Genomic DNA, 11,383 nt, shown 5'->3' with positions numbered 1-11,383 from the left:
CTGGTGATTTGCGTTTCGCCGGCAATTACTGGCGAATGCGTCGCCCCCCGGGGGCACCGGCACAGGCAGCAGCAAGGGATAGACCGATGAGCTTCGAAACCACCATGACATCCGACGTCGTCGGGTTGACGAAAGTCGCCCCGGTCTCGCGCCGCGGATTCATGAGCGCCACCGCGGCCGTCGCCGCCGGCTACACGCTTGCGGCCGGGCCCGTGCGCGCCGAGGCGATCACGACCGACACCAATGGTCTTCAGGTCGGCGATGCCAGGATCAAGGTCGGCTCCGAAGAGATGCCCGCCTATTTCGCCCGGCCCGCCGGCAACACCAAGGCGCCGGTGATCATCGTGGCGATGGAGATTTTCGGCCTGCACGAATACATCAAGGACGTGACGCGGCGCCTCGCCAAGCTCGGCGCGTTCGCAATCGCGCCCGACTATTACTTCCGCAAAGGCATCGATCTGACCAAGGTCGCCGAGGTCAAGGATCTGCTCCCGGTGGTCAATGCCAAGCCCGACGCGGAGCTGCTGTCCGATCTGGACGCGGTGGTGGCCTGGGCTGGATCGCAAGGCGGCGACACTGCAAAGCTCGGCATCATCGGCTTCTGCCGTGGCGGGCGCACCGTCTGGGAATATGCCGCCCATAGCAGCACGCTCAAGGCCGGCGTCGCCTTCTACGGCACCTTGGTCGACCCCGAAAATCCTCTGCTGCCGAAGAGCCCGATGCAGCTCGCCCCCGAGATGAAGGCGCCGGTGCTCGGCCTCTATGGGGGCGCCGATACCGGCATTCCCGTCGCTCAGGTCGAGCAGATGAAGGCTGCGCTCGAGCAGAACAAGAAGACGGCCGAATTCAAGATCTACCCCGAAGCGCCGCATGGCTTCCATGCCGACTATCGCGGCAGCTACCGCAAGGGCGCCGCGGAAGATGCCTGGAAGCAGGCGCAGGCCTGGTTCAAGAAGTACGGCGTGTTGAGCTGAGTGCCGACGCCGGTCACAGGGGCGGCCCGATCGGCCGCCCCTTTCTCTTTCAATGCGTGCCGATCCTACTTCACCATCGCGCCATAGACGATGTCCTGAACCTGCTCGCGATAATACTTCCTGAGCTCGCCGGGCGCGGCCGTTCCCACCACGACGACGAGGCGTTCCTTAGGGTCGCAGAAGAATTGCGTTCCGTAGGCGCCGTTCCACGTGAACTCCCCGGGATTGCCGGGGACCGACGACAGCCCTTCGCTGGTGCGAACCGCGACCGAAAGGCCAAAGCCAAAGCCGCCGCGATGCGGCTCGACATTGGCGACGTTGTTCTTGATCTCGGGACCAAGATGGTTGGTCGTCATGTGATGCACGGTCTTCGGACCGAGGATGCGCTGGCCGTCGAGCTCGCCGCCGTTGAGCAGCATCTGTCCGAAGCGGGCATAGTCGCCGACCGTCGCGAACGAGCAGGCGCCGCCGCAGTCGAACTTGGTTGGGGTGTCGAGCAGCTTGATCGCCTGCGGCTTGCCCGTCAGCGGATCGTTGGCAAACGGGCGGGCGAGGCGAGGGCGTTGCGCGTCGGTCGGGTGGAAGGTCGCGTCCTTCATGCCAAGCGGCTGCCAGACATTGGCGGCGAGATACTCGCCGAGCTTCTGCTCGCTCACCTTCTCGACGACGGCGCCGAGCACGTCGATCGAGAAGCCGTATTCGAACTCGGTCGAAGGCTGATGCGCCAGCGGCAGCTTGGTGATGCGATCGATGAAGGCCTGGGTGTCGCCTTCGATCGCCGGCGCGACGCCATCAGGGTATTGCCGCGCCACCGGGCTCGAACTGTCGGGACGGCCGCCATACATCAATCCGGAGGTGTGCCGGTAGAGATCGTGGATGAAGATCGGCGAGGCCTGCGGCTCCAGCTTGAGCGAACCGTTGGCCTCGGTCACGCCGATTTTCATGTCGGAAAAGCCGGGATAGTAATCGGACAGCTTGGCCTGGAGCGGCAGCCGTCCCTGCTCCATCAGCGTCAGGCCGGCGACCGCTGCCATCGGCTTGGTCATCGAGGCCAGCGCGAAGATCGCATCGATCGGCATCGGCGTGCCCTTGTCCGGATCCAGCATGCCGTAAGCCTTGTAGTGCACGAGCTTGCCGTCGCGCGCGATGGCGACGACCGCGCCGGGGACGCGCTTGGCGGCGATCTCGCGAGCGAAGAAATTGTCGAGGCGTGCAAGGCCCTGACTGGAGAAGCCGACATCGTCGGGTTTGGTCTCGGGCAGCGGCGCGGCGATGGCCGTGCCGAATGTGATGACAACAGCCGCCGTCACGATCACTGCGATCGTCTTGTTCATTGCGTCCTCCCAAGGTGCGGGCTCGTTATGCGTTGGCCCGCTCGATGCCAAGATCACGTCCCCACTGACGCGAAGTCAAGCGCGGGCGCGGCATGTCTGGGACGCGCCGGGATGCCGGAACCTATCGTGCTTCGCCTGCGTGCCACAACGCATCGAGGCCGTGGCGATAGGTCGGGTGGACAAGCGTGACGCCGAGCTCGCGCTTCAGTTTTGCGTTGGAGACACGGGCGCTGCTGGCATAGAAGCTGCGGGCCATCGCCGACATCTCGGCCGTCGCGAACGCCTCTTCCGGCGGCGGCGCAACGCCCATCAGCTCAGCTGCATGGGCGATCACGTCCTGCGGCGGCGCCGGCTCGTCGTCGCAGACGTTCCAGATGCCGCCGCTTCCGTGGGGAATGGCGGCCATGATCGCACTCGCGATGTCGTCGACATGGATGCGGTTGAAGACCTGGCCGGGCTTGATGATGCGACGGGCCGTTCCTGCCCGCAGTGTCGCCAGCGCGTTGCGGCCGGGGCCGTAGATGCCCGCAAGCCGCAGGATCGCGGCATCGCCGCGCGCAATGTCCATCCAGGCCTGCTCGGCGGCAACCCGCATGCGGGCGCGGTCGAGCGTTGCCTGCGGCGGGGTACTCTCGTCGACCCAGCCGCCGGCATGATCGCCGTAGACGCCGATGGTGGAGAGATAGACGATCTTGCGGCGGCCCGCCGCCAGCGCGTCGCCGAACGCTGCGATGGCAGGATCGCCGCCGCTACCGGGCGGGATCGATATGAGAAGGACATCGGCATCGCGGACCTGCTCGACCGTCTCGCGTGCGGGGGGCTCGCCGGAGAAGGCGTGGACCTCGATCCCGGCGAGGTCGTTCCGCTGCGCGGGATCGCGCACGGTGCCGGCGACATGCGAGAAGCTGCCGCTATGTTTGCGGGCGAAATGCCGGGCACTATAGCCGAGGCCAAGGATGAAGAGTCGCATGCGTCTCCTGAGCAGGTCGAAAGTTCCCGTTCGCGCCGTTGCGCGTCCTTCGCTCATAAGAGATTTTTGGGTCCGGCAAAAGATATTGCGATTTGTCTCGCCTCCTGCCTCGGGCGATGTTCGCCTGTCACAGGGAGGCATCGATCATGCAGGCAGAAGCGCTCGCCGTGGTGCCGCCGGATGCCAATGAGCTGGTCCGGCGCGCGGCCGCGCTGATCTTCGACGTCGACGGTACCCTGGCCGAGACCGAGGAGCTGCATCGGCAGGCCTTCAACCACGCCTTCGCCCGCCACGGTCTCGACTGGCAGTGGGACCGCGCCGTCTACAAGGACCTGCTGCGGGTGACCGGCGGCAAGGAGCGCATGCGCGCCTACCACGCCCGGTTGGGGAGCGCCCCGCCTCTGTCAGATGCGGACATTGCGGAGCTCCACCGCATCAAGACCGCGCATTATGCCGGGCTGGTCGAAACCGGTTGCTGTCCGTTGCGGCCGGGCGTGATCGAGCTGCTCGCCGCGGCGAAGGCACGCGGCCAGCGGCTTGCGATCGCGACCACGACCTCGCGCGGCAACATCGATGCGCTGCTGTCGCAGGTGCTGGGGCCGAACTGGGCTGCGGGGTTCGACGCGATCGTCGCCGGTGACGATGTCAGGCACAAGAAACCGGCGCCGGACGTCTATCTGGAAACGCTGGCACGGCTGAAGCTGGGCGCGGTCGACTGCGTCGCCATCGAGGACTCCGCCAACGGGCTGATCGCAGCCTCACGCGCCGGCATCCCGGTTCTGATCACCCGGAGCATGTTCTTTGCAGATGATGATTTTTCCGCGGCGCGGGCCGTGCTGGATGACCTGTCGGAACTGGCCGCCAAACAAGAAACTGAAAAACAACCCCATGCACAGTAGATCACGCTCGCGTGTCCGCCGCGTTCAGTGGACGCGGTGGCTCGCTCTATCGTCCTCAGCCTGCTCGACAATCTGCGCGATCGGGCTCGATTGGTGATGCACCAGCAGCCACTCGTCGCCGACGCGGCGAAAATGGTTGGCCGCGGCCAAGGCGGTGCCGTCGACGATCTCGATGCAGAGCACCCGGGCGCTGTCGCCATCGACGATGACCTGCGGCTCGGCGCAGACGATCTGCGGCCGCTCCGGGTTCTGCAGGATGTCGCGCCAGCTTCCGATCACCGTGGCGCGCCCGATGATGGCCGGCCAACCGGGATGGATGCAGGAAATGGCGTCGTCGTCCGCCCACAGCCGTTCCATGCCGTCGAAGTCGCCGGTCGAAAACGCGGCGTAGAAGGCCGCGTTGGCGGCGATGATCTTGTTGTCCTTTGCCATCGCTCTCGGGTGGGGCAAGGACAGGCAAAAATCAAGCGCGACTTCCGTTCGACCTTGTGTCCGATTTGGACCGCAGTGCAGCATTGCCCGCTTTGTGGTCAGGCCGCGACGAGCGCTTCCACGGCCCGCCGCGCACCATCCTTGTAGAGACGGCCGAGCGCCGCGGTCACGGCCTCGCGCAGGCGCGGCTCGGATCCCAGCGGCCCGAACACCTTCTGAACCCCGAGCAATGCGGGCGCGAGCCGCTCGGCAACGGGTCCGGCCTCGCGCGCCAGCGCGGCGAATTCGGCGGCGAGGGGATCGCGCACGTCGATGGTGCGGCCCTGCTCGTCTGTTGCGCTGACATAGCGCATCCAGCCGGCGACCGCGAGCGCATGCGTTGCGATCGGCAGGTTTTTGGCGAGGCGATCCTGCATCGCGCCGAGCAGCCGCTGCGGCAACTTTTGCGAGCCGTCCATCGCGATCTGCCAGGTGCGGTGATGCAGCGCCGGATTGGCGAAGCGCTTGAGTAGCGAAGCGCGATAGGCGGCGAGATCAGTGCCGGCAGGCATCGTCAGCGTTACCGCGGCCTCTTCCATCACCTGCGCGGCCAGGCGCGCGAAGTGCGGATCCTGCATGGTGTCGGCGATGGTCTCGTAGCCCGCGAGATAGCCGAGATAGGCCAGCGCCGAATGGCTGGCGTTGAGCAGCCGCAGCTTCATCAGCTCGAACGGCTTGACGTCGGCAACGAGCTCGACGCCGGCGGCGGCAAGATCGGGCCGGCCCGCCGTGAAGCGATCCTCCACCACCCATTGCGTGAACGGCTCGGTCATCACGGGCCAGGCGTCGCGCATGCCGAGCGCGTTCGCGACCGCATCGCGGTCGGCATCATTCGTCTCCGGCACGATGCGGTCGACCATGGTTGAGGGGAAAGCGGCGTTATCCACGATCCACTTGCCGAGTTCCCTGGAGCGGAGCGCGGCGAATTGCGTCACGATGCGCTGCACGGTGTGGCCGTTGGCGGCGAGGTTGTCGCAGCACAGTACGGTGAAGGGCAGGGCACCCAGCGCGCGCCGCCGCGCCAGCGCCGCGACGATGAAGCCGGGCGCCGAGCGCGGCGCGTCGAAATTGTTGAGATCGTGCACGACGTCGGGGTGCCGTTCGTCGAGATCGCCGGTCTGCGGCGTGTGGCAATAGCCCTTCTCGGTGACCGTCAGCGAGACGATTCGAATGGCGGGATCGACCATCCGTTCGACCAGCGCTGCCGGGCTTTCGCGTGCGACGACGCTGTCGAGCAGCGCGCCGATCACGCGATGCTCGGCGCCCTCGGCGGCGCGCACGGCAACGGTGTAGAGATGATCCTGCGGGGCGAGGGCGTCGCGCGTATCCGGGCTGCGCAGGCTGGCGCCAACGATGCCCCAGGACGAGCTGCCGCTGGCAAGGCAATCGTCGATGACGACGGCCTGATGTGCGCGATGAAAGGCGCCGAGGCCGAGATGCACGATGCCGGGCGTGATGCGCGAACGGTCATAGGCCGGGCGGCGGACGGCCGGCGGCAACCGGTCGAGATTGGCGCTGCCAAGACGCACGGAACCTGGGCGCATGGACGTCTCCCCTTGCTTTGCCGCTGCTTGACATGGCGCCCGTATCAGGTCAATGCTCCGGTCAATTGGTAAGACCAATTTTCCAAAATTGGCGGGCCGCGGGCTGAAAAGCCCCGCGCGACCCTTTCGGGAGGACCAGCGTGCCGCTGGAAGCTGTGGAGGCGAGACGGCTTTATCGCCAGGTCGCCGATCAAATGCGAAGCCTGATCGACAGCGGCGAGTACGCGGTCGGCAGCCGCTTGCCGACCGAGCGCGAGCTCGCCGAGCAGCTCAAGATCTCCAGGCCGACGGTGCGCGAAGCCCTGATTGCGCTCGAGGTCGAAGGGCGCCTGCGCATCCGCGTCGGCTCCGGCATCTATGTGATCGAGCCCGCCGCAATCGCCGCGCCCGCGCAGGCTTCCGTCATCGAGGGCCCGTTCGAGCTGCTGCGCGCCCGCGAATTCCTCGAAAGTGCCATCGCCGAACAGGCCGCGCGCGTCGCGACCAAAGACGATATCGCCCGCATCGACGCCTCGCTCCTCGCAATGGAGAATGTCGAGCATCCCGGCGAAGCCTCGATGGTCCACGACCGCGCCTTCCACGTCGCGATCGCCGGCAGCCTCGGCAATGCGGTTCTGGTGCGCGTGGTCGGCGAGCTGTTCGACCAGCGCCTCAATCCCTATTTCGCGCAGCTCGCGCATTATTTCGAGAGCCCGGGCACCTGGCGCACCGCGCTCGACGAGCATCGCGCCGTGCGTGAGGCGATCGCGGCGCATGATCCGCAAGCCGCGCGCGAAGCGATGCGCGCGCATCTGGCGCGGTCGCAGGAGCGCTTTGCGCAGAATTTCGGCGCCGAGAACGCGGCCGGATCGTCTTCGGGGCGGAGCCGGACGGTGCGCGCACCGGCGAAGCCGGCGGCGCCAAAGCGACCACCGAAGAAGCGGGCCGGAGGCGGCAGCGCGCGGCGGCGATGAAATTGTACGGCCCGCATCCGTGCCGGGGCGGGTGAACAAGAAGCAGACTTAGAACATGGAGGAAAAGTCGATGTTGAAGAAAATGACGATTGCAGCAGTGATGTCCGCTGCCGCGCTGTTGGCGGCCACCCAGGCCGGCATGGCGCAGACCAAGCTCAAATGGGCCCATGTCTACGAGACTTCGGAGCCGTTCCACACGGCATCCGTCTGGGCCGCGCAGGAGATCGGCAAGCGCACCAACGGGCGCTATGCGATCGATGTCTATCCGGCCTCGCAGCTCGGCAAGGAAGCCGACATCAACCAGGGCCTCTCGCTCGGCTCGGTCGACATCATCATCTCCGGCTCGAGCTTCGCGGCCAAGAGCTTCCCGCCGATCGGCGTGACCTACTATCCCTACACCTTCCGCGATGCCGACCACCTGCTCGCCTACACCAAGAGCGACATCTTCAAGGAGCTCGCCAAGGGCTATGAGGACAAGAGCGGCCACCACATCGTCGCTGTGACCTATTACGGCGTGCGCCAGACCTCGTCGAACAAGCCGATCAAGACCTGCGCCGACCTCAAGGGCCTGAAGATGCGCGTGCCCGACGTTCCGGCCTATCTCGCGATGCCGCGCGCCTGCGGCGCCAACACCGCGCCGATCGCCTTCGCCGAAGTCTACCTCGCGCTCCAGAACGGCACCGTCGAGGCGCAGGAGAACCCGCTGACCACGATCGAAGCCAAGAAGTTCTATGAGGTGCAGAAGCACATCGTTCTGACCGGCCACATCGTCGACCACCTCAACACGGTGGTGGCGGGCGCGCTGTGGAAGAAGCTGTCCGACGAGGACAAGAAGATCTTCACCGACGTCGCCCAGGAGGCCGCCGCCAAGGCGACCGCGGAGATCAAGCAGAACGAGGCCAAGCTGGTCGCCTTCTTCAAGGAGAAGGGCTTGAGCGTGACCGAGGTCGACAAGAACGAGTTCCGCGACACCGTGCTGAAGAACGTCGCGTTCGAGACGTTTGGTTACCGCAAGGCCGACTGGGAAAAGATCCAGGCGGTGAAGTAACGACGACTGTCATTCCGGGGCGGCGCGCAGGACCGTGCACAGCACGGTCCGAGCACCGAACCCGGAATCTCGAGGTTCCGGGTTCTCGCTTCGCGAGCCCCGGAACGACGTTCAGGTCCTAGGAGCAACCCCCATGTCCACCGCCGAAATACACCGGCAGATCACCGCGGACGAGATCGCCCACACCTTCGAGGAGGAGGCGACGCCGAAGGTCGACCTCGGCATCTACGCGTTCGAGGACTGGGTGGCGCTCGCGATCTTCTGGGTGATGGCGCTCGCCGTCTTCCTCCAGTTCTTCACCCGCTACGTGCTCAACGACAGCTACGCCTGGACCGAGGAGATTGCGACCTATTGCCTGATCGGCGTCGTCTTCATCGGCGCCTCGATGTGCGTGCGGCTGTCGCGTCATATCCAGGTCGACCTCCTCTACCGCTATCTGCCCCACCTCGTGGCGCGCGCGCTGTCGACGGTGATCGACCTGATCCGGATCGCCTTCTTCGGCTACGCCATCAAGCTGGTCTGGGTCTACATCCAGATCATCGGCGACGAGCAGATGACCACGATCAATCTTCCCAAGGACTACGTCTACTACGCCGTCCTGGCCGGCTTCGTGCTGATGTTCGTGCGCTCGGTGCAGGTGGCCATACAACATTTGCGACAGGGTTATTCGATCCTCGAACGTCCCGGCGCCTACGACGGTTTTGAAGGATAATCCCATGTTGCTGTTGCTCGGAGGCTTCCTCATCCTGATGCTGCTCGGCGTTCCCGTGGCGATTGCCATGGCCGCGTCGTCGCTGCTCTACATCCTGGTCAGCGGCGTGACGCCCGACGTCACGCTGGCGCAGCGCATGATCGCCGGCGTCGAGAGCTTCCCGCTGCTCGCCGTGCCGTTCTTCATCCTGGCCGGCAACCTCATGAACATCGCCGGCGTCACCGGGCGCATCTACAAATTCGCCGTCGCGCTGGTCGGGTGGATGCGCGGCGGCCTCGGCCACGTCAACATCATCGGCTCGGTGATCTTCTCGGGCATGTCCGGCACCGCGATCGCGGACGCCGCCGGCCTCGGCACCATCGAGATCAAGGCGATGAAGGACCATGGCTACTCGACCGAGTTCTCGGTCGGCGTCACCGCGGCCTCTGCGACGCTCGGGCCGATCATCCCGCCGTCGCTGCCCTTCGTGATCTACGGCATGATGGCGAACGTCTCGATCGGCGCGCTGTTCCTGGGCGGCGTCATTCCCGGCATCGTCATGACGCTGCTGATGATGGCGACTGTCACCTACTTCGCGCACAAGAACAAATGGGGCAGCGACACGCCGTTCTCCTGGCCGCAGCTCGGCTCGGCCGGCCTCGAGATCGCCATCGTGCTGGCGTTCCCGATGGCGATCTGGCTGATGGTGCTCGCGGGCATGTCGGTCAACATGGCCGTCGTCATCGGCCTCGGCACGCTGCTCATCATCGACTGGTATTTCGATTTCTCGGCGGTGATGGCGCTGATGGCGCCGGTGATCCTGATCGGCGGCATGACGCTCGGCTGGTTCACGCCGACGGAAGCCGCGGTCGCCGCGGTGATCTGGTCGCTGTTCCTCGGCCTCGTCCGCTATCGCACCATGACCTTGAAGACCGTGGCGAAGGCGACGTTCGACACCATCGAGACCACGGCCTCGGTGCTGTTCATCGTCACGGCGGCCTCGATCTTCGCCTGGCTGCTGACGGTGTCGCAGGCCGCCCAGATGCTGTCGGACTGGATGCTCAGCATCACCCACAACAAATGGGTGTTCCTGGCGCTCGCCAACGTGCTGATCCTGTTCGTCGGCTGCTTCATCGACACCACGGCGGCGATCACCATCCTGGTGCCGATCCTGCTGCCGATCGTGCTCAAGCTCGGTATCGATCCCATTCATTTCGGCCTGATCATGACGCTGAACCTGATGATCGGCCTGCTGCATCCGCCGCTCGGCATGGTGCTGTTCGTGCTCGCCCGCGTGGCCAAACTCTCGGTCGAGCGCACCACGGTCGCGATCCTGCCCTGGCTGGTGCCGCTGATGCTGGCGTTGATCGCGATCACCTACATCCCCGAACTGACCCTCTGGCTGCCTAAATACATGGGACTCTCCAAATGACCTCCACCGCTCTCGCCGCAACCCTGTTCGGTCCCGAAGATCTGCGCATGGTCGAGCATCCGCTCGACAAGCTCGCCGACGGCATGGTGCGCATCCGCTTCGGCGCCGGCGGCATCTGCGGCTCGGACATGCACTATTTCCGCCATGCCCGCACCGGCGATTTCGTGGTGAAGTCGCCGCTGGTGCTCGGCCACGAGATCTCCGGCGAAGTCGTGGAGATCTCCGGCTCCGCAGCCAATCTGAAGGTCGGCGACCGCGTCGCGGTCAACCCGTCGCGCTGGTGCGGCCATTGCGTCGCCTGCCGTGAGGGCCGGCCGAATCTGTGCGAGAACATCTACTTCATGGGCTCGGCCTCGAAGACGCCGCACATGCAAGGCGGCTTCGCCAATTATTTCGACGCGGTTCCCGCGCAGTGCGTGAAGATTCCCGATCACGTGTCCTATCAGGCCGCAGCGCTCGCCGAGCCGCTCGCGGTCTGCCTGCACGCGGTCGCGCGCGCCGGCAATATCGAGGGCAAGCGCGGCATCATCTTCGGCGCCGGCCCGATCGGGCTGTTGACCATGCTCGCCGCGCATCGCGCCGGGATGGCCGACATCACGGTGGCCGACATCGCGCCGGCCCCGCTCGCCTTCGCGACCAAGCTCGGCGCTTCGCATGTCGAGAATGTCTCGGGCGGTGAGGAAGGACTAAAGGCGCAGGCTGCGTCGCGTCCCTATGACGTCGCGTTCGAGGTCTCCGGCACGGCCGCGGGCCTTGCGAGCGCCATCGGCATCGTCAGGCGCGGCGGCGTCGTGGTGCAGATCGGCAATCTGCCCGGCGGCCAGATCCCGACGCCGTCGAATGCGGTGATGGCGAAGGAGATCGACCTGCGCGGTTCGTTCCGTTTCGGCTTCGAGTTCATGACGGCGGTGGAACTGATTTCCTCCGGCGGCGTCGACGTGCTGTCGCTGGTCACCGCCGAGCGGCCGCTCTCGACCGCGCCCGATGCGCTCAGGCTGGCGCTCGATCGCTCGCAGAGCGTCAAGGTCGTGCTGACCGCGAACTGACCTTGTTTTGACGCGTTTTCT

At 65.7% G+C, this 11,383-nt stretch carries 11 protein-coding genes; 7 read left to right on the top strand and 4 right to left on the bottom strand.

From position 1 onward, the window contains the following. Nucleotides 1-86: 86 nt before the first annotated feature. On the top strand, nt 87-974 hold the full coding sequence (locus tag AABA86_RS00765; protein ID WP_338305425.1) for a dienelactone hydrolase family protein: 888 nt from the start codon (nt 87-89) through the stop codon (nt 972-974). 65 nt (nt 975-1,039) lie between these two features. Here AABA86_RS00765 and AABA86_RS00760 read toward each other — a convergent pair whose 3' ends face one another. Next, complete coding sequence (locus AABA86_RS00760) at nt 1,040-2,308, bottom strand: serine hydrolase domain-containing protein (protein ID WP_338305424.1); 1,269 nt, start codon at nt 2,306-2,308, stop codon at nt 1,040-1,042. A gap of 121 nt (nt 2,309-2,429) precedes the next feature. Continuing rightward, nucleotides 2,430-3,278: an SDR family oxidoreductase gene (locus AABA86_RS00755; protein WP_212248930.1), complete on the bottom strand. Its 849-nt coding sequence runs from the start codon at nt 3,276-3,278 to the stop codon at nt 2,430-2,432. Between the two features lie 146 nt (nt 3,279-3,424). On the opposite strand from AABA86_RS00755, the gene AABA86_RS00750 reads away from it, so the two are divergent. Continuing rightward, a complete protein-coding gene (locus AABA86_RS00750; protein ID WP_212248931.1) occupies nt 3,425-4,177 on the top strand; it encodes an HAD family hydrolase in 753 nt (250 codons plus the stop codon). A 24-nt stretch (nt 4,178-4,201) separates the two neighbouring features. Here AABA86_RS00750 and AABA86_RS00745 read toward each other — a convergent pair whose 3' ends face one another. Further along, nucleotides 4,202-4,609 carry a nuclear transport factor 2 family protein gene (locus AABA86_RS00745; protein WP_152102443.1) on the bottom strand — a complete coding sequence of 136 codons (408 nt, stop codon included), beginning with the start codon at nt 4,607-4,609 and terminating at the stop codon, nt 4,202-4,204. Between the two features lie 98 nt (nt 4,610-4,707). Next, on the bottom strand, nt 4,708-6,192 hold the full coding sequence (locus AABA86_RS00740; RefSeq protein WP_338305423.1) for a mannitol dehydrogenase family protein: 1,485 nt from the start codon (nt 6,190-6,192) through the stop codon (nt 4,708-4,710). 140 nt (nt 6,193-6,332) lie between these two features. Here AABA86_RS00740 and AABA86_RS00735 point away from each other — a divergent pair, with 140 nt between their 5' ends. The 5 genes from AABA86_RS00735 (at nt 6,333) to AABA86_RS00715 (ending at nt 11,362) form a co-directional block, all read left to right on the top strand. Next, nucleotides 6,333-7,145 (top strand): FadR/GntR family transcriptional regulator, encoded by an 813-nt coding sequence (locus AABA86_RS00735; RefSeq protein ID WP_338305422.1) that lies wholly within the window; start codon nt 6,333-6,335, stop codon nt 7,143-7,145. Between the two features lie 70 nt (nt 7,146-7,215). Next, on the top strand, nt 7,216-8,193 hold the full coding sequence (locus AABA86_RS00730; RefSeq protein ID WP_212248934.1) for a sialic acid TRAP transporter substrate-binding protein SiaP: 978 nt from the start codon (nt 7,216-7,218) through the stop codon (nt 8,191-8,193). A gap of 133 nt (nt 8,194-8,326) precedes the next feature. Continuing rightward, nucleotides 8,327-8,905, top strand: a complete 579-nt coding sequence (locus tag AABA86_RS00725; RefSeq protein ID WP_038950133.1) for a TRAP transporter small permease — start codon at nt 8,327-8,329, stop codon at nt 8,903-8,905. Between the two features lie 4 nt (nt 8,906-8,909). Beyond that, on the top strand, nt 8,910-10,316 hold the full coding sequence (locus tag AABA86_RS00720; RefSeq protein ID WP_028145709.1) for a TRAP transporter large permease: 1,407 nt from the start codon (nt 8,910-8,912) through the stop codon (nt 10,314-10,316). Beyond that, entirely contained in the window at nt 10,313-11,362 is a 1,050-nt protein-coding gene (locus AABA86_RS00715; protein WP_338305421.1) for an L-idonate 5-dehydrogenase, read from the top strand. The genes AABA86_RS00720 and AABA86_RS00715 overlap by 4 nt, the downstream gene beginning before the upstream one ends. The last annotated feature ends 21 nt before the right edge of the window (nt 11,363-11,383 follow it).

The sequence above is a fragment of the Bradyrhizobium sp. TM233 genome (assembly GCF_036247965.1).
Classification (GTDB): Bacteria; Pseudomonadota; Alphaproteobacteria; order Rhizobiales; family Xanthobacteraceae; genus Bradyrhizobium; species Bradyrhizobium ottawaense.
Note: the sequence above shows the minus strand (reverse complement) of the source record. Positions and strands in the feature narration are given on the sequence as shown.